At 68.6% G+C, this 18,850-nt stretch carries 12 protein-coding genes, 1 tRNA gene, 1 other RNA gene and 1 pseudogene; 9 read left to right on the top strand and 6 right to left on the bottom strand.

Annotated features, from left to right (window positions below; genetic code table 11):
- Positions 1 to 46: 46 nt before the first annotated feature.
- Both A9X03_RS08945 and A9X03_RS08940 read left to right on the top strand, forming a co-directional pair.
- Positions 47 to 5,503, top strand: a pseudogene (locus tag A9X03_RS08945) (amino acid adenylation domain-containing protein); the annotation flags it as partial.
- Between the two features lie 38 nt (positions 5,504 to 5,541).
- Positions 5,542 to 6,264: a class I SAM-dependent methyltransferase gene (locus tag A9X03_RS08940; RefSeq protein ID WP_067747263.1), complete on the top strand. Its 723-nt coding sequence runs from the start codon at positions 5,542 to 5,544 to the stop codon at positions 6,262 to 6,264.
- Here the strand turns inward: A9X03_RS08940 and A9X03_RS08935 are convergent.
- Positions 6,261 to 6,698, bottom strand: coding sequence for an SRPBCC family protein (locus tag A9X03_RS08935; RefSeq protein WP_068260651.1), 438 nt, complete (start codon positions 6,696 to 6,698; stop codon positions 6,261 to 6,263). The two genes, A9X03_RS08940 and A9X03_RS08935, sit on opposite strands and share 4 nt — an antisense overlap.
- Positions 6,699 to 6,765: 67 nt before the next feature.
- Here A9X03_RS08935 and A9X03_RS08930 point away from each other — a divergent pair, with 67 nt between their 5' ends.
- Both A9X03_RS08930 and A9X03_RS08925 read left to right on the top strand, forming a co-directional pair.
- The gene (locus tag A9X03_RS08930; RefSeq protein ID WP_068260648.1) at positions 6,766 to 8,157 is read left to right on the top strand and encodes an FAD-binding oxidoreductase; all 1,392 of its coding nucleotides are present in this window, start codon (positions 6,766 to 6,768) and stop codon (positions 8,155 to 8,157) included.
- Complete coding sequence (locus tag A9X03_RS08925) at positions 8,154 to 9,461, top strand: class I SAM-dependent methyltransferase (protein ID WP_197499007.1); 1,308 nt, start codon at positions 8,154 to 8,156, stop codon at positions 9,459 to 9,461. The genes A9X03_RS08930 and A9X03_RS08925 overlap by 4 nt, the downstream gene beginning before the upstream one ends.
- A 61-nt stretch (positions 9,462 to 9,522) precedes the next feature.
- Here the strand turns inward: A9X03_RS08925 and A9X03_RS08920 are convergent, their stop codons facing one another.
- From A9X03_RS08920 to ffs, 3 genes are all read right to left on the bottom strand, one after another.
- The gene (locus A9X03_RS08920; RefSeq protein WP_067781140.1) at positions 9,523 to 11,355 is read right to left on the bottom strand and encodes a DNA polymerase III subunits gamma/tau; all 1,833 of its coding nucleotides are present in this window, start codon (positions 11,353 to 11,355) and stop codon (positions 9,523 to 9,525) included.
- Between the two features lie 162 nt (positions 11,356 to 11,517).
- Positions 11,518 to 12,810, bottom strand: a complete 1,293-nt coding sequence (locus A9X03_RS08915) for an aminotransferase class I/II-fold pyridoxal phosphate-dependent enzyme (protein ID WP_067747231.1) — start codon at positions 12,808 to 12,810, stop codon at positions 11,518 to 11,520.
- Between the two features lie 134 nt (positions 12,811 to 12,944).
- Positions 12,945 to 13,039, bottom strand: an RNA gene (gene ffs / locus A9X03_RS08910) — signal recognition particle sRNA small type.
- 65 nt (positions 13,040 to 13,104) lie between these two features.
- On the opposite strand from ffs, the gene A9X03_RS08905 reads away from it, so the two are divergent.
- Together A9X03_RS08905 and A9X03_RS08900 are read left to right on the top strand one after the other, a co-directional pair.
- Positions 13,105 to 13,190: transfer RNA gene (locus tag A9X03_RS08905), tRNA-Ser, on the top strand.
- Between the two features lie 93 nt (positions 13,191 to 13,283).
- Complete coding sequence (locus tag A9X03_RS08900; protein ID WP_067783460.1) at positions 13,284 to 14,075, top strand: hypothetical protein; 792 nt, start codon at positions 13,284 to 13,286, stop codon at positions 14,073 to 14,075.
- 10 nt (positions 14,076 to 14,085) lie between these two features.
- On the opposite strand, the gene A9X03_RS08895 is transcribed toward A9X03_RS08900, so the two are convergent.
- Both A9X03_RS08895 and A9X03_RS08890 read right to left on the bottom strand, forming a co-directional pair.
- Positions 14,086 to 14,829 carry an enoyl-CoA hydratase/isomerase family protein gene (locus tag A9X03_RS08895; protein ID WP_067783463.1) on the bottom strand — a complete coding sequence of 248 codons (744 nt, stop codon included), beginning with the start codon at positions 14,827 to 14,829 and terminating at the stop codon, positions 14,086 to 14,088.
- Positions 14,830 to 14,843: 14 nt separating this feature from the next.
- Complete coding sequence (locus A9X03_RS08890; protein ID WP_067278284.1) at positions 14,844 to 15,224, bottom strand: hypothetical protein; 381 nt, start codon at positions 15,222 to 15,224, stop codon at positions 14,844 to 14,846.
- A 146-nt stretch (positions 15,225 to 15,370) separates the two neighbouring features.
- Here A9X03_RS08890 and A9X03_RS08885 point away from each other — a divergent pair, with 146 nt between their 5' ends.
- From A9X03_RS08885 to A9X03_RS08875, 3 genes are all read left to right on the top strand, one after another.
- On the top strand, positions 15,371 to 15,850 hold the full coding sequence (locus tag A9X03_RS08885) for a lipoprotein LpqH (RefSeq protein ID WP_067747255.1): 480 nt from the start codon (positions 15,371 to 15,373) through the stop codon (positions 15,848 to 15,850).
- 94 nt (positions 15,851 to 15,944) lie between these two features.
- Positions 15,945 to 17,645 (top strand): hypothetical protein, encoded by a 1,701-nt coding sequence (locus tag A9X03_RS08880; RefSeq protein ID WP_068260645.1) that lies wholly within the window; start codon positions 15,945 to 15,947, stop codon positions 17,643 to 17,645.
- Positions 17,642 to 18,850 (top strand): CHAT domain-containing protein (locus tag A9X03_RS08875; protein WP_067780865.1); only part of this gene is annotated, 1,209 nt, incomplete at its 3' end. The genes A9X03_RS08880 and A9X03_RS08875, both read left to right, overlap by 4 nt.

Here is an 18,850-nt window from a genome sequence, read left to right as displayed (position 1 = left end):
TGCGCCCTCGGGGTGGTTGGGTTGTGCCCAAACACGCCCAATTTTGTTTAATCCTTTGGGGGGTTGGGCCCCATTGCAGGTGGTGTCGGGGCCCCGCGCCGCCGGCCTCAGCTGCCGGCCGCGCGACATCTTCGTCGAGCAAACCGTGGCCGGACTGGCCCGGGTGGTCGGCGTGGCCGACACGCACCGGCCCATCGACGAGGGAATCGGCGACGTGGCGGCGACACCGATAATCCGTTGGCTGAGCAGCGTCGACGGCCCCGTTGACCAGTTCAACCAGACCATGGTGTTGCAGGCACCCGCGGGTGTCGAACTGGCCGACGTCACGGTCGTGCTGCAGGCCCTGCTGGATCGGCACGCCATGTTGAGACTGCGCGTCGACGACGGGCCCGGCGGCTGGAAATTGACCGTGCCAGAACCGGACTCGGCGCACGCCGCAGCGCTACTGCACACCGTCGACGCGCTCACCGACGAGACGATCATCGCCGCCCGGTCCCGGCTCAGTCCGGCCGGCGGGGTCATGCTCAGCGCCGTGTGGGCGAGCACCACCAGGCAGTTGGCCCTGATCATCCACCACCTGGCCGTCGACGCGGTGTCGTGGCGGATCCTGCTCGAAGACATCAACATCGCCTGGGCCCAACACCACAGCGGGCACCCGATAGCCCTCCCCCCGGTGATGACGTCATTCCAACGGTGGGCCGCACTCCTCGCCCAACATGCCGACGACCCAACGGTATTAGCGCAGAGCGAAGCCTGGCAGCAGGTATTGGCGGCGCGACCCGCCCTGCCGGAGGCGCCAGACACCTACGCGAACGCCGGGCACCTGACCGCGTCGCTGGACGGTGAGACCGCCCGCCAGCTGATGAGCGACGTGCCCGCGGCGTTCCACGCGGGAATCCAGGACATCCTCCTGATCGCGTTCGCATTGGCCTGCGCCGAGTTCCTGGGCACCGGCGACGCCGCGATCGCTCTCGACGTCGAAGGCCATGGCCGCGACGAAGAGCTGGCCGCCGACGTGGACCTGTCCCGCACCGTGGGCTGGTTCACCACCAAATACCCCGTCGCGCTGAGCTCCGGCGCGCTGCCCTGGGCGCTGGTGGTGGCCGGCGACGCCGACCTCGGCCCGATCATCAAGCGCGCCAAGGAACAACTCCGCGCGCTCCCCGATCCCCTGACCTATGGGCTGCTGCGCTACCTCGACACCACGCTCATGGGCGCCGAACCCACGATCGGATTCAACTATCTGGGACGTCTTGGCGCACACGGCTCCGAGCCGTCGGACGATCTGTGGCTGATCAGCGCGGACGGATCTGCGTTCACCGCGGCCGCGTCTGCGGTGAACATGCCGATGATGCACACCGTAGAGCTCAGCGCCGTCGCCGTCGAAACCGATTCCGGCCCTGCGCTGAACGCCACCTGGACCTGGGCGCCCTCAGCGCTCGACCACGCCGGCGTCAGCCGACTCAACCGGTTGTGGTTCGAGGCCCTGGCCGGCGTCTGCGCCCACGTCGCGCGGGGTGGCGGCGGTCTGACCCCCTCCGACATCGCACCCGCGCGGCTCACCCAGCGGGAGATCGACGCCCTCCAACAGCAGTATTCGGTCGCCGACATTCTGCCGCTCACCCCGCTGCAGCAGGGCCTGTTGTTCCATGCCAGCACCACCCAGGGTCTCGACGATCTGGCCGAACTCTATTCCGTCCAACTGGATTTCACCGTGACCGGGCCGCTGGACCCCGACCGGATGCGCGCCGCGGTACAGACCGTGGTCGATCGCCACCCCAACCTTGCGGCCCGCTTCTGCACCCAAGGCGAACCGGTTCAACTCATCCCTGCCGATCCCGCGGCGGCATGGCAGTACGTCGAACTGGACAACATCGACGACACCGATACCCGAATCCGGCAGCTGTGCACGGCCGAGCGCGTCGCCGTCTGTGACCTGGCGAATCCGCCGGCCTTCCGGGTGGCGCTCATCCGCACGGCACCGGACCGGCATCGGATCGTGGTCACCAATCACCACATCGTGCTCGACGGCTGGTCGACGTCGATCCTGTTGCAGGAGATGTTCGCCGCCTACTACGGGCAGCGGCTCCCGGCGTCCACCTCGTATCGCAGGTTCGTCACCTGGCTGGCCGATCGCGACCTCGATGCCGCCCACACCGCATGGCGCGAGGTTCTCACCGGATTCGACACCCCCACCCTCGTCGGCTCCGCAAACAGGACGGGGCCCGGGCGCCGAGGCGAGGCCTCGTATCGGTTCTCGGAGCGGACGACTCACGCGCTCACCGAACTGGCGCGCTCGCATCACACCACCGTCAACACCGTGTTGCAGGCCGGTTGGGCGCAACTGCTGATGTGGCTGACCGGCCAACACGACGTCGTCTTCGGCGCCGCGGTCTCCGGACGCCCGACCGAGCTTCCCGGCGCGGAATCGGTTGTCGGGCTGTTGATCAACACGGTGCCGGTGCGCGCCACCATCGGCGCGGACACCACCACCACGCAGTTGTTGCACCACCTCCAGCAGGCCCACAACCAGACGCTGGATCACCAGCACCTGGCGCTCACGGCGATCCACCACATCACCGGCCACGACCAATTGTTCGACACGCTCTTCGTCTACGAGAACTATCCCGTCGACACCAGCGCGATGGCGGGTGCCCGTGAGTTCGCGGTCACCGACATGACCACACACGAATCCACCCATTACCCACTGACATTGGAAGCTCGCACGGGTGAGCAGCTCGGCGTGCGCCTGGAATACGACACCGGCATCTTCGACGCCGACACCATCCACATACTCATCACGCAGCTGGAACGCGTGCTGAAGGCCATGACCGCCGACCCGACCGCCCGACTGTCCACCTTCGACCTACTCGACGAGCCGGAACACGCCCGCCTCCGTGACTGGGGCAACCTGGCAACGTTGGAACGGCCCGCGACACCGGTCTCCATTCCGGCGTCCTTCGCCGCTCAGGTCGCGCGCACCCCCGATGCCGTGGCGGTCACCTGCGCCGGTCGCTCGATGTCCTACCGCGAACTCGACGCGTCGGCGAACCGCTTGGCGCACCTGTTGACCGAACGGGGGGCGGGGCCCGGACGGTGCGTGGCGCTGCTGTCCGCCCGCACGGCGGACGCGATCGTCGGCATCCTCGCGGTGTTGAAGGCCGGTGCGGCCTATCTGCCGATCGACCCGGCGCTGCCGCGGGACCGGATCGAGTTCATGATCGCCGATGCGGCACCGGTCGCCGCGATCACGACCGGAGGCTCGGCAGACCGGCTGGACGGGTCCGCGCTGCCGGTCATCGACGTCAACGACCCCCGGGTCTCGACATGCCCCATCACCGCCCTGCCGCTGCCGGATCCTGATGAGCTCGCCTACATCATCTACACCTCGGGAACGACCGGCGTACCCAAAGGCGTGTCGATCACCCACCACAACGTGACGCAGCTGGTCGGGTCGCTCGATCCCGATCTGGCCGCGCCACAACAGGTATGGACGCAATGGCACTCCTACAGCTTCGACATCTCGGGCTGGGAGGTATTCGGCGCCCTGCTCAATGGCGGACGGCTGGTCGTGGTGCCGGAGTCGGTGGCCGCATCCCCGGCCGACTTCCACCAGCTCCTGGTCACCGAAGAGGTCACGGTGTTGTGCCAAACGCCGACGGCGGTCAGCACGCTCGCGCCCGAAGGATTGGAGTCGGTGGCGTTGCTGGTCGGCGGTGAGCCCTGCCCGCCCGACGTCGTGGAGCGGTGGGCACCCGGCCGGGTGATGATCAACGAATACGGCCCGACCGAGACAACGATGTGGGTGACCTTGAGCGCGCCCCTTACAGCGGGATCGGATGTCGTACCGATCGGTGCGCCGGTGCCCGGCGCCGCGCTCGTCGTGCTCGACGGCTGGCTGCGCCCGGTCTCGGCCGGTGTCGTCGGCGAACTCTACGTGGCCGGACGCGGTGTCGGAGTGGGCTATTGGCGTCGGCCCGGACTGTCCGCTTCGCGGTTTGTGGCGTGCCCGTTCGGACCGCCCGGAACGCGGATGTATCGCACGGGGGATAGGGTGCGCTGGCGCGCCGACGGGCAACTCGAGTATCTCGGGCGCACCGACGATCAGGTCAAGATCCGCGGCTACCGGGTCGAACTCGGCGAAATCCGCACCGCGCTAGCCGAACTCGAGGGCGTCGAGCACGCGGCCGTGATCGCCCGCGAGGACCGCCCCGGCGAAAGGCGCTTGGTCGGTTACATCACCGGCACCGCCGACCCGGCCACCGTGCGCGCGGAACTGGCCCGACGGCTACCGGCCCACATGGTCCCGGCCTCGGTCATGGCACTGCAGGCGCTGCCCCTGACCGTCAACGGCAAGCTGAACACGCGGGCGCTGCCGGCGCCCCGGTACGCGGACGGCGACCGGTACCGGGCCCCGGCGAATTCGGTCGAGAAGGTCCTGGCAGACATTTACGCGCAGGTGCTCGGTGTGGAACGAGTCGGAGTCGACGACTCGTTCTTCGACCTGGGCGGTGACAGCATTTCGGCGATGCGGGCAACCGCGGCGATCAATGCGGCCCTGGGCGCGGGCCTGGCGGTGCGCACCCTGTTCTACGCGCCGTCCGTTCGGCGCCTCAGCCGGCAACTGGGCACGCCCGCGAGCGCCGAGGAGTTGGTGCCCGTCGAGACCCTCAACGAGGGCAGCGGTGTACCACTGTGGTGCATCCATGACGGCTTCGGACTCAGCTGGCCGTACCGAGCGTTGGGCCGGTACCTGGATTGCCCAGTCATCGGAATCAACCGCGTCCCACAAAACGGCGAGGGCGAACCCGAATCGATTCGGGCGATGGCGGCCAGATACGCCGACACGCTCCAAGCGCTCTATCCCGACGGGCCGTACAAGCTGCTGGGCTGGTCCTTCGGCGGCGTCGTCGCCCAGGAACTCGCGATCGAGCTCCAGAGACGCGGATGCGTGGTCCAAAGCCTGGTGTTGCTCGACGCTCCCTATTCGGCTACCAAGGGCGTAACCAGGCTCGGCGCCAACAAGATTCGCGCATCGGCCGAGAGTCAGATCCTTCAGCGAATTCTCCGCGCCAACGGCATAGACGCTCAGCCGGGTCCCCTCACCTATCAGCGCGCCGAAGAATTGATTCGCCAGAAGCTGGGCAGCTCCATCCTGCCGCCGAAAGAGCTGTTGGAGTTCATGGTCAACAGCGCCAACGCCAGCCAATCGTTCCTGGCCGAGCACGTGCCGGAGGTGTTCGACGGCGACATGGTCGTGTTCTCCGCCGCCCGCAACGGACACCGAAATGGCGGCGACCCAACGCTATTGGCGCAAATGCACAAGATGGGAACTCACCTGGCGGCCAGGTCGCGGCTGAAGAAGTGGAAATCGCATACCGCCGGTTCCTTCACGGCATACTCGATCGACTGCTCGCACTACGACATGTTGAGCACCGCGTCGCTCAACATGTATGGCGAGCACCTCAAATTTGCTCTGGAGAACGCGAGGCGGTCACGGTGAAGAAACGGCAAACGGTTGATTCGGTCGACTTTGCGCGCATGCCCAGGGGCGGGCCGGACGCCTCCTGGCTGGACCGGAGGTTACAAACCGACCGGCTTGAATACCTGGACCGCGACGACGTCGACGATCTCAAGCGCAGGGTGATCGCCGCGCTCGACCGCGCCGAACGACGACGGTCGCGCGCGCACGAGGGGTTGGCCCGGGTGGCGCTCGCCGAGGTGGCTGATGTGCCCTCCCCGAAGATCCTCGAACTCGGGGCCGGATTCGGCGGTCTGTCGCGCAGGCTGCTGGCCAACCACCCCACGGCGCATGTCACGGTCACCGACGTCGATCCCGCGTTCGTCGCCGAGGTCGCCGCCGGCGACCTGGGCGCACACCCGCGGGCGACGGTGCGGCAGATGGACGCCACCGCGATCGACGCCCCGGACGGCCACTACGACCTCGCGCTGTTCGCGCTGTCGCTGCACCATTTACCCCCCGAGCAGGCCGCCCGGGTGTTCGCCGAGGGAACCCGCGCCGCGAAGAAGTTGCTGATCATCGACCTCCGCAGGCCTCCGGCGCCGCTCCACGTCATGGTGCTGGCGGCGGTGCTCCCGTTCACTCGGCTGATCCCGTTGGCACACGACGGGGTCATCAGCTCGTTGCGGGCGTACAGCCCGTCGGCGCTGACGGCGCTCGCAAGGCATGCGGATCCGTCGATCAATGTCGAGTTCCGCACTCGGGCGCTCGGGCCGACGGTGGCGGTCGCCAGTCGCGCCTAGCCCTCCAATTCCCGCTTGAGGTTGGCCAAGACCTCGCCCTGAATCCTCTTCAGTCCCAATGGTGCAAACGTCTTCTCGAAGAATCCCTTGACGCCGCCCGCGCCGGTCCAGGTGGTCTTCACGGTGACGCTCGAGCCGGGCCCGGCGGGCGCCACGGTCCAGTTGATGATCATCGACGAGTTCGCGTCCTTCTCGATGACCGAGTGGCCGGCGACGTCGACGTTGACCTGCACGTCGCGGACTCGGGACTTGGTGGCCTGCAACTTCCACTTGGCGACCGTGCCGGCCCCCTGGCCGCCCTGTAACACCTGGTAGCCGCTGTACTGCGGGGACAGAATTTTCGGACGGACCGTCTCATAGTCCGCAACCGCCGCCAAGGTGGCGGTCGGCTCCACATTGACCAAAATCGTGCTGGCAGCACTCACCTGTCCCAAAACAACTCCTGAAGCTATGCCCGCCCGCGCTCGGGTGCACGGGCTGTGGTCGAAGACTAGGGTATATGTGGTGCCTGTCCCTGGATCTGCACTGTCGGCGCACAAGTCGGGCGTTGACCGGTTGATGGCGAGTTATCGATCCATCCCCGCGACGTCCGCCGTCCGGCTCGCCAAACCAACGTCAAATCTGTTCCGCGCCCGCACCAAACGTGACGCCCCGGGCCTGGACACATCGGGGCTGACCGGCGTGCTGGGTGTGGATCCCGAATCCCGCACCGCCGACGTCGCCGGCATGTGCACCTATGAGGACCTGGTCGCCGCGACCTTGCCTTTTGGCCTTTCGCCGCTGGTCGTCCCGCAGCTGAAGACCATCACGCTGGGCGGGGCGGTCAGCGGCTTGGGCATCGAGTCGGCGTCGTTCCGCAATGGCCTGCCGCACGAATCGGTGCTGGAGATGGACATCCTCACCGGTGCCGGCGAATTGCTGACCGCCTCCCGCACCGAGCACGCCGATCTCTTTCGCGCCTTTCCCAATTCCTATGGGACGCTCGGGTATTCGACCCGGCTGCGGATCGAGCTGGAGCCCGTCGCGCCGTTTGTGGCGTTGCGGCATGTGCGCTTCCGCTCGTTGCCCGAGCTGGTCGCGGCCATGGAACGCATCATCGACACCGGCGGCCAGGGCGGCACACCCGTCGACTATCTCGACGGCGTGGTGTTCAGCGCGGACGAAAGCTACCTGTGCGTGGGCCGGCGAACCACCAACCCGGGGCCGGTGAGCGATTACACCGGGAAAAACATCTACTACCAATCGATTCGGCACGACTTCCCAGGCGTGGAAGCCACCAAGGACGACCGGCTGACGATGCACGATTACTTCTGGCGCTGGGACACCGACTGGTTCTGGTGCTCGCGGGCATTCGGTGTGCAGAACCCCCGATTGCGGCGCTGGTGGCCGCGCCGCTACCGGCGCAGCAGCGTCTACTCGAAGCTCGTCGCCATGGACCAGCGGTTCGGTATCGCCGATCGGATCGAGAAACGCAAGGGGCGTCCGCCGCGGGAGCGGGTGGTCCAAGACGTGGAGGTTCCCGTCAAACGGACCTGCGAATTCTTGGAGTGGTTCCTGGGCAACGTGCCCATCACCCCCCTCTGGCTGTGCCCGCTGCGGCTGCGCGACCACGAGGGCTGGCCGCTGTATCCGATGCGGCCCGACCACACGTACGTCAATATCGGCTTTTGGTCTTCGGTGCCGGCGGGCACCACGGAAGGTGGAACCAACCGGAAGATCGAAGCGAAGGTGAGCGAATTCGACGGGCACAAGTCGCTATATTCCGACTCGTACTACGCCCGCGAGGAATTCGACGAGTTGTACGGCGGCGAGGCCTACAACACGGTCAAGAAAACCTACGATCCCGATTCCCGTCTCCTCGACCTCTACGCAAAGGCGGTACAACGGCGATGACGACGATCAAAGAACCCCACCGCACCACCGGCAAGCTCAGCATGGCGGAGATCCTGGAGATCTTCGCCGCGACCGGGCACCATCCCCTGAAGTTCACGGCCTACGACGGCAGCATCGCGGGCAGTGCGGACGCCGAACTGGGCCTGGACCTGCGAACCCCGCGCGGCGCCACCTACTTGGCCACCGCTCCAGGCGAACTCGGCCTCGCCCGCGCGTATGTGGCGGGCGACCTGGACCTCTACGGCGTCCACGCCGGTGATCCCTACCAGCTGCTCAAGACGCTCACCGACCGCGTCCAATTCAAGCGGCCGCCGGCTCGCGTCCTCGCGAACGTGGTGCGTTCGATGGGGCTCGAGCGGCTGGTGCCGGTCGCCCCGCCGCCGCAGGAGACGCCACCCCGGTGGCGCCGGATTGCCGACGGGCTGATGCACACCAAGACCCGCGACGCCGAGGCCATCCACCACCATTACGACGTCTCCAACACCTTCTACGAGTGGGTGCTCGGCCCGTCGATGACGTACACGTGCGCGGTCTACCCCGACGCCGACGCGACGCTGGAGGAGGCCCAGGACAACAAGTACCGGCTGGTCTTCGAGAAGTTGAGGCTGCAGCCGGGCGACCGGCTGCTCGACGTCGGCTGCGGGTGGGGCGGCATGGTCCGCTTCGCCGCCCGACGCGGCGTCCGGGTGATCGGCGCCACCCTGTCGAGTGAGCAGGCCAGGTGGGCGCAGCGGGCGATCGACGAGGAGGGACTCGCGGGCCTCGCCGAGGTCCGCCATTCCGACTACCGCGACATCGCCGAAGGCGGGTTCGACGCAGTGTCCTCGATCGGGCTGACCGAACACATCGGCGTGAAGAACTACCCGGCCTACTTCGGGTTCCTGAAGTCGAAGCTGCGCACCGGCGGCCTGCTGCTCAACCACTGCATCACCCGCCACGACAACAAGTCGACGTCGTTCGCGGGTGGTTTCACCGACCGCTACGTCTTCCCGGACGGCGAGCTGACCGGCTCGGGCCGCATCATCACCGAGGTCCAGGACGTGGGCTTCGAGGTGCTGCACGAGGAGAACTTCCGGCACCACTACGCGATGACGCTGCGGGACTGGTGCCGCAACCTGGTCGAGCACTGGGACGAAGCCGTCGACGAGGTCGGCCTGGCCACCGCCAAGGTGTGGGGCCTGTACATGGCGGCCTCGCGGGTGGCCTTTGAGCAGAACAACCTGCAGCTGCACCACGTGCTGGCGGCCAACGTCGACGCGTGCGGCGACGATCACCTGCCGCTGCGGCCCTGGTGGGCGCCCTAGCCTTCTGGCGGCGACCCTCCGCGCCCGGCCCCGCCGCGCTTGCGATCGCCGCTAGCCGGCGTCAGGCGTTATCGATCCGGCGCGCGCCCAGCTCGTTCTGTAGCAGCTCGAGCGCGACCTCCTCGGGGTCGCGGCGCGGCTCCGACGCCTCCGTGCGGCCGGCTTCGGCGAGCATGTGCTCCTCTTCGTCGCGCTGGGCCAGGTCGGGCGGGGGCTCGGCGGCCGGCGGTGCCGGCGGCGGCGACTCGACCGGTGTCGCGGCGCCCACCTCGCAGCGCACCCGCCAGTTGACGCCCAGGGCATCCTTGAGCGCTTCGGCGATGACGTCGGCGTTGCGCTGTTCGCACAGCCGCTTGGCCAGCGGCGCCGACGAATGCGTCAGCACCAGCGTGTTTTCCTCGATCGCCCGGACGGTCGCGCCCGCCAGCATCACCTCGGTGGTGCGGCTGCGCTGACGCACCTTTTCGCGCACGGTCGGCCACATGGTTCGCACCGCGGCGGCGTTGAGTTCGCCCGGCGCGGCCACCGGTTCGGCGACAGGCGGCGCCGGGACCGGCTCGGGGACCGCGGGCGCCGGGACCGGTTCGGGGACGGCCTCCGGCATGGGTACGGGCGGCGCCGACCTGGGCGGGGCTGCCTCCCGGGGCCGGGCGGCCTCCCTGCGCGGCCGCACTGGAGCGGCGACCGGCGGCGGGTGCGCGACGGCGGCCTCGGAGGCGGGAATGGACATGTCAAGCCGGGTCTCGATCCGCTCGACGCGCTGCAGCAGGGCCGACTCGGTGTCGCTGGCCGAGGGCAGCAGCAGCCGCGCGCAGACGACCTCCAGCAGCAGGCGCGGGGCCGTCGCCCCCCGCATCTCGCCCAGCCCGGCCTGCACGACCTCGGCGTAGCGGGTCAGGGTAGCCGACCCGAGGCGGGTCGCCTGGTCGCGCATCCGGTCGAGCACGTCCTCGGGGGCGTCCACCACGCCGCGGCTGACGGCGTCCGGAACGGCTTGGAGCACGAGGAGGTCGCGGAACCGCTCCAGCAGGTCGGTCGCGAAGCGCCGCGGGTCGTGGCCCGCGTCGATCACCGATTCCACCGCGCCGAACAGGGCCGCGGCGTCCGACGCGGCCAGGGCGTCCACCGCGTCGTCGATCAGCGCGACGTCGGTGGCCCCCAGCAGTCCGAGCGCGCGTTGGTAGGTGACGTGGGGCCCCCCGGGACCAGTCTCAGAGCCCGCCAGCAGCTGATCGAGCACCGAGAGCGTGTCGCGCGGTGAGCCACCGCCGGCACGGATCACCAGCGGGTACACCGCGTCGTCGACGACGACGCCCTCCTGTTCGCAGATCCGGCCGATCAACGCCCGCATGGTCTTCGGGGGTAGCAGCCGGAACGGATAGTGGTGGGTGCGCGACCGGATCGTCGGCAACACCTTCTCCGGTTCGGTGGTGGCGAAGATGAAGATGAGGTGCTCGGGCGGTTCTTCGACGATCTTGAGCAGGGCGTTGAAACCCGCGGTGGTCACCATGTGCGCCTCGTCGATGATGAACACCCGATAGCGCGACTGCGCCGGCGCGTAGAACGCGCGGTCCCGTAGTTCGCGCGTGTCGTCCACCCCGCCGTGGCTGGCGGCGTCCAGCTCGACCACGTCGATGCTGCCGGGGGCGTTCGGGGCCAGCGCCGTGCACGATTCGCAGACCCCGCACGGGTTGGCGGTGGGACCCTGCGCGCAGTTCAGCGACCGGGCCAGGATGCGCGCCGAGGACGTCTTCCCGCAGCCCCGGGGGCCGGAAAACAGGTAGGCGTGGTTTATCCGGCCGGCCTCCAGGGCGATCGACAGCGGTTCGGTGACATGCTCCTGCCCCACCACTTCGGCGAAGGTTGCCGGACGGTACTTGCGGTAGAGGGCCACGGTCAGCAGGCTACCGGCGCGGTCCGACCACGATGCGGGCACGGCAGGGCCCGCTGAGACGCCGGACAGTAGGCCCGGTGACTAGAGCGCGACGGGCTTTGAGTGTGCATCAGCGGCTTTCGGTGTGAGCCCTGGGCGATCCGGCTCGGCGTGTCGTCGCCCTCAGCTCACACTCGATGCGGCGGAGACGAGCAGCGACTCCGAGGCCGCCAGCAGCGCGCAGGTGGCCAGCCCGTCGACCGCGTCGCGCAGGTCGGGCAGCGACGGGAATGTCGGCGCGATCCGGATGTTCTTGTCCTCCGGGTCTTTCCGGTAGGGGAACGACGCCCCCGCCTCGGTCACCGCGATGCCCGCGTCCTTCGCCAGCGCCACGGTCCGGCGCGCCGTCCCGGGCCACACGTCGAGGCTGATGAAGTAGCCACCCTGGGGTTCGGTCCACGTGGCGATCTTGGAATCGCCCAGCCGCTTGTCCAGGATGTCCAGCGCCAGCTCGAATTTGGGCGAAAGTATCTGCTGGTGCCGCAGCATGTGCAGGCGCACGCCGTCGGCGTCGCGGAAGAAGCGCAGGTGCCTCAGCTGGTTGACCTTGTCCGGGCCGATCGACTTCTTGCCCGCGTATTGCAGGTACCACGCGATGTTGCCCAGCGAGCCGCCCAGGAAGCTGACGCCGGCGCCGGCGAAGGTGATCTTGGAGGTGGACGCGAAGACGTAGGGCCGGTTCGGGTTGCCGGCCTTGGCCGCCAGCCCGAGCACGTCGACCTGCCGGATGAAGTCGTGCGTCAGGGTGTGCACCGCGTAGGCGTTGTCCCAGAACAGCCGGAAGTCCGGCGCGGCCGTGCGCATCTGCACCAGCCGGCGCACGGTTTCCCACGAGTAGGTGATGCCGGTGGGGTTGCCGAACACCGGCACCGACCACATGCCCTTGATCGCCGGATCGGCGACCACCAGCTCCTCGATGAGGTCGACGTCGGGCCCGTCGGCCAGCATCGGGACGGGGATCATCTCGATGCCCATCGTCTCGGTGATGGCGAAGTGCCGGTCGTAGCCGGGAACGGGGCACAAGAACTTGACGCTCGCCTCGTCCTTCCAGGGGCGCTGCGAGTCGACGCCGCCGTACAGCATCGAGAAGGCGACCAGGTCGTGCATCAGCTCCAGGCTGGAGTTGTTGCCGGCGATCAGGTTGGGCACCGGGATACCGAGCAGCTCGCCGAAGATGGCGCGCAGCTCGGGCAGGCCGTGCAGACCGCCGTAGTTGCGGGTGTCGGTGCCCTCGCTGTCGCGGTAGTCGTCGCCGGGCAGGCTCAGCAGCTGGTTGGACAGGTCGAGTTGCTCCGGCGCCGGTTTGCCGCGGGTCAGGTCGAGGGCCAACTTCTTGGCCTGCAGAGCCGCGTAATCCTGCTGGTTGCGCGCGTGCGCGGCGGCGAGCTCTTCCGGGCTGAGGGAATCCAGCGACACGGCGGACCCTTTCGCTGTTCCTGGCGGCGATCGCACGCGCGGCTAAGCCGGGCGCAGCGGGTCGCCACTCATCAAACCTGGCGGCGATCGCAAGCGCGGCGGAGCCGGGCGAAGCGGGTCTGCCACTCAATGGACATAGGGGACCCCGCGCACCCGACAGAGCCCATTGACCCTTGCTGCCTTCCGGCCCTGGGGGAGTTCACAGGATAGACGCCGCGCGGGGTCCACCGCGAGTGTAATACCTGGCGCGGAGCGCGTGGTGGCCGCTATGGCGGCCTCGGTTACCATGGCCACGGAGGATTCGCCTAGTGGCCTATGGCGCTCGCCTGGAACGCGGGTTGGGTTAACAGCCCTCGCGGGTTCAAATCCCGCATCCTCCGCAATTGGTCCGCCATGCGGACAAAGCACGAATTGGTATGGATTCGGGTTGGCCGCCTTTAGGCTGGCGTGAACTCAACAGCACGAGGAGGGGTATGGGGCGCAAGATTGCCGTGCCGTGGCACCTGCTGTTCTCCCTCGTCGCCGGCGCCCTGTACTTCTTTTTCGTGTTGCCCCGTTGGCCGGAGCTGATGGGTGACACCACGCATTCGTTGGGAACGGCGCTGCGTATCACGACGGGTGCGCTGATCGCCTTGGCCGCGCTGCCTGTCGTTTTCAACCTGCTGCGGGTGCGCAAGCCGGAGCTGGGGACGCCTCGGCTCGCCCTGACGCTGCGGGTCGCCTCGATCGTCTGCCATGTGCTGGCGGGTGTACTGATCATCGGAACGGCGATCAGCGAGATCTGGCTGAGCCTGGACACCGCGGGACAGTATCTGTTCGCCATTTATGGGGCGGCCGCGGCGATCGCGCTGCTCGGTTTCTTCGCGTTCTACCTTTCGTTCGTCGCCGAGTTGCCGCCCCCACCGCCGAAACCGATCAAGGTGAAGGAACCCAAGAAGCGCCGGCTGCGCGGCAAGAAGTCCGACGAGGCCGAAACCGACGAAGACACCGAAGCCGCCGACGAAGACACCGCGGCCGAGACCGAAGAAGCCGAGACCGAAGAAGCCGAGGCCGGCGAGCCGGAGGAGGCCGAGACCGTCACGGCCGAGAGCTCCACGGCCGCCGAGCCCGACGCCACGGCGGAACCCCAGGCTGCGACCGAAGAGCCCGCCGAGGAGACCGAGGAAGGCCCGGCCAGGTTGCGCAACCGTCGCCCGACGGGGAAGGGGTCGCACCGGATGCGGCGCCGGCGCACCAGGGGCGGGGTCGCCCTCGATGAGGAATAGCCGGACCTGATCAGTCGCGCCGCCGCAGGCGCTCCACGTAGGCGGCGATGCGTTGCCGGGTCTCGTCCGCGCCCCACATCTGGCGGACCTCGTCGTCGACAGCGCCACCCTCGCGGATCCGCGCCATCGCCGGGGCCCGCAGCTGGGTCTTGGTCCGGCGGTAGGCGGCGGCGGGGATGCCGCCTAGATCCGAGGCCTCGGCCACAGCCTCCTCGAGGAGATTGTCGGCGACGACGCGATGGGCGAGTCCACGAGCGACGGCCTCCGGCCCCCGATAGTTGCGTCCAACCAGCAGCACTTCCTCGGTGTGGTCCCCGCACGCGTAGCGCATCACCTCCAGCGCCGCGACCGGGAACGGCACGCCGACGCGCACCTCGGCCGCTCCGATGGGCGCCTCGGGCCCGATGAGGCGGCGGTCGCAGGCACACGCGAGCACGCACCCGCCCGCGATGGCGGCGCCGTTGATCGCCGCGACGGTCGGTCCCGGATAGGCGAACACCGCCTCGAACGCCGCGGACAGCGCCGGGACCAGCCGATCGGTGTAGGCGGCGCCCCCGTCGACCACGCGGTTGAGGTCGACCCCGGCACTGAACGCCCGGCCCGCCCCGGTGACAACCAGCGCGCCGGGGTCCGAACGGCCCAGGTCGCGGACCGCCGAGGTCAGCGCCTCGAGCAGCTCGACGTCCTGGGCGTTGACGGGACCCGAGGACATGGTCAGCACCCGCACGGATTCGACGGTCTCGATGTCGATCATCGTCACATCCTCGGTCAGCGGCTCACGGCCGCGATGACGACCGGAATGTCGGTGTTCTCGTCGGTGTGGTAGCTGGCGCACACGCGGTGGTAGCCGTCGGCGATCTGCAACGGGGCACCGGTCGGGAAGTCGCCGCGCACCAGCAGGATGGGCGACAGCGGTTGCCCCTTCTCGATTTTGGTGAGGTCGGCCGCGACGTGCGGATTGTCGACGGGCAGTAGGCCCAGGCGTGCCGCACGCAGGATGTCCTTGGCCTTCCGGTGCGTGACCGTGCCGGCCTTCAACTTTTTGATCACCTTTTTCACGGTCGCGGGGTCCGCGAGCATGGTGAGGTAGTCCGCGGCCGCCGGAAAGTCATGGGCCTCAGGCTTTTCCAGCCACTTCACGCTCAGCATCGCGTGCCTCCCTTTTGTCAGCGCCGACCCCGACGCAGCCTACCGGCTCGACGCCGCGAAATTTGGGATCGGTAGCGAATCCGGGGGTCTGTACTTGCGCCATGACGACGCCATCGGGGCGGCGCATGGAGGAAGGAAATCGCAAAGTGAAACGACTTCTCGCGGCTGCGATTGGGACACTGGGCGCCGCATCGGTGCTCGTGGGGTGTTCCAGCGGCGGCCACACGGCCAGCCCGGCATCGAGCACGGCACCCAGCGTCGCCCACGGCGGCGGGGCGCAGGTCAAGGTGGGCGGCACCGACCTGGCGGGCCTGGACCCGGCTTCGGTGACCTGCGTGAAGACCGGCGGCAAGATCAACATCGGCAGTGGTTCCAGCGGCGGACGGCAGGCGCTCGCCGTCGTGATGACCGACGAGTCCACCCCGAAGGTCGAGTCGCTGGCAATGGTTGTCGACGGCAACGCGCTGTCGGTCAGCAACAACATGGGTGCGAAGGTCGGCTCGGCAGACGTGGCGGTGGACGGTAAGACCTACACCATCACGGGCCAGGCGCAGGGCGCCGACCTGAAGAATCCGATGGCCGGAATGATCACCAAGGACTTCAACATCAAGGTGACCTGCGGCTGATCGGTCGCGACCGGGCGGCGGACGTGCTCACTCACGCGTCCGCCGCTCGCCGCTTTCCCTGCCCGGACCACATCCGCGGACTTATGATGCAGCCGTGTCAATCCCCGACGAATTGGACAACGCGCGCCGCCTGGCGTACGCGGCCGACGAAGCCGGGGCCCGTGATCTGTTGCTGTCCTTGATACCGCGCATCGAGCGGGAAGACCGGGACGATCTGATGCTGGAAGTCCTTGCGCAGCTCGGCGAGATCTATCTCGACCGTGGCGCGAATGACGGCGTGCGCGAATCCATCCGGCGCATTCAAGACTGCGTATCGATCTATGCGAGCATGCCCGCCGACGCCGGCATCACGCACATGATCCGTCGGTACTCACGGCGGGCTCAGTTTCTGCAGGCCGGCCTGGCCGCGGCGATCGGCGACCACGAAGGCGCGGCCGCGGCGTTGGCCACGCTGGACGACGACGGCTCGGACGCGGACCTTCCCGACCTGGCCGACGAACACGCGCGCCTGCGCATCCATGCCCGGGTCCTGTGCGCGACGGCGCTCTGCGACGACGACCTACATGTCCGGTCGGTTCCGCTGTGGCAGAACGTCGTTGGCGCCATGGAAGACTACACCGGTACGGGCGCGGACGCTGACCACGTTCGGGTCGTCGCCGGTACCGGCTACGGAAGGTTCTGCGTCGAAACCGGCCGGCTATCGGAAGCGGATCCCTGGCTGCGCCGCGCGGAAGCCCGGGCCCAGGCCAACGGCTGGGAACTTGCCACGGCGCGAGCGCAATTGGAGCGGGCGGCGGCGTGCTGGGCGGCCAACAACCACGCCGGCACCGAGCAACTGGTTTCCGAGGCCTACCCCGTCATCGCCCGTCACGACCGGGCACACGACGCCGCCCGCTGCTGGCTTTTCATGGGACTCACCCGGCTGGGGGCGGGCAAGCTGGAAGCCGCCGACGAATGCTGGGAACACGCCGAGCGGCACTGGCGGGAATTGGGAAAGCCGCTGTATCTGCACCGTATCCTGTTGCAACGTAGCTGGATAGCGATCTTCTGGAGCCGCTTCGCCGACGCGGTCGAGCTGATCGCCCAGGCCCGTGAACTGCTCGACTCGTCGCCGCGCAGCAGCTGGCTACAGTACGCGCTGCTCGACAATCATCTCGGAACCGTGTGGCGCGCCGACGCGTTGGCCGACCTCGGCTTCGACAGCTCGGGCGATCCCGACGAGACGCTGCAGGAGACCGAGGCGCGCCAGGCGGAGGGGCTCGGCATCCTCCACGGCGAGGTCGGCACCGAAAAATACCGGCGCGCCATGACCAAACTCCAGCAGGCCGCCGAGCTCAAGGTTCCCGCAGCGCTGGCCGTTGACTCGGTGCGGTATTCGATCGCCGACGCCGACGCGAGATCCCGCTGGGCCACCACCGTTTCCGGCCCCGTCCTGGCCGGCGCCTTCGCCGTCGCCTGGGAATGGGAGAACACCGAGCTGATCAGCCAACTGGTCGAATACCACAGCGCGCGCGGGACTTTCGATACCGGTGACCAGCGGCCGCGCACCGGCGAATGGGCATCGACGGCCACCCCAGCGGTCCCGGTCGATCCCGATCTGGAGCCCGCGCCCGCGCTGGCGGCGGCCGGCTCGCCGGCTACCGGTGGCGCATCGCTGACCCGGCTCGGGCCGTTGCCGCCGCTGCGCATGCAGCCCGAAGCGGAGCCGATCCTGAGCCAGTATCGTGAGCTGGCTCTCCAGCGCTACGGCCGCGCGGTCACCGCGGCCGAGGCGGCCTGGTCGACGTGGCCATGAGCGAGACCGATCGAACCACGCTGATCCTGAGGTATGCCGACGTCGGGATCGCCACCTACGCCAGCTTGCGGGTCGTCGGGGAGCCGTCGCGGACCGTCAACTGGGTCATCGAAGAGCCGCTGCTGCTGGCCGCGCTCGACGAACTGGTGAGCGCCCTGCCCGAGCCGTACGGCACCGAGGGACGGCGCGACGCCATCGAGCGCGCGCTGACCACCGGGCCCTTCGCGGCGCCGGACAGAGAGCTGACGCTCGCCTACATCCTCGGGGTGCTGTTGATCGGCTCCCCCGGCTGGCAGCTGTTGACCGAGTGCGTGACCCAGCCGCGGGCGGTGCTGTTCGTCTCGCCCAGCGCGCGGCTGGCTCGGGTTCCCTGGGGACTGCTGGCGTTGCCGAAATCGGGGCCCAGCAAGGAAGAATTGGTGCGCGCGCGCCAGGATGCCATCACCGCAAGCGGCCGGACGGCGGCCCGAATCCCGTGGCAGCTCGCCGATATCGAAAAGCACACCGACGGTCACCGGCTGATGGAACTGGTCGACGTGTTGCTGGCGGTCCCGCCGAATATCGTGCACTCGCCGCGGGTGACGGTCTCCTGGGGCGCGAGGAAGGACGGTCCGCCGCTCCTGGTGCTCGATCCCCGGGTGCCGGGACAGCGCCCCGACTCGGCGCTGGGCTCGGTGCTCGGCAGGCCCTCGCCTGCAACGCCATTGGCACAATACTTCACCGACGTGCTGGAGCACCGGCCGGTGCTGCCGTCCGTGGACGCCGCGGTCGAATTGTTCCGTCGCCAGGATGCCGACCGCACGTGGCTGGCCAAGCTGTTGACCCTTGCGCCGAGCAGGCTGCTGTATGTGGGCCACGCCAGTTCGGCCGACGGCCAGGCCGATCGGGCCGCGCTGCACCTCGCCGACACCGCCGAGATACCCGGCGACGCCGAGGCTATCGGCGATCACCGCCCGCTGACCGCCTCGGACCTGATGTCCTTAGCGCTGCCGATGCCGCCGCGGGTGGCCCTGCTCGCCTGCGGCTCGGGTGGGGACTACCAATTCGACGAGGCGACCGGGCTGGTGGCGGCGATGATCCTGGGCGGCGCCCAGTTGGTGACGGCCACCCTGTGGTCGCTACCCACGTCCGCGGCGTATCGCCAGTTCACCACGGCCACCGCCGATCCGATGGCCGGTGTCGTTGTCGCCGTGGATCGCGCCCAT

The organism is Mycobacterium sp. E1715, from assembly GCF_001667625.1.
Lineage (GTDB): Bacteria > Actinomycetota > Actinomycetes > Mycobacteriales > Mycobacteriaceae > Mycobacterium.
The sequence above is the reverse complement of the archived record's forward strand: the minus strand, read 5'-3'. Positions and strand labels throughout refer to the sequence as shown.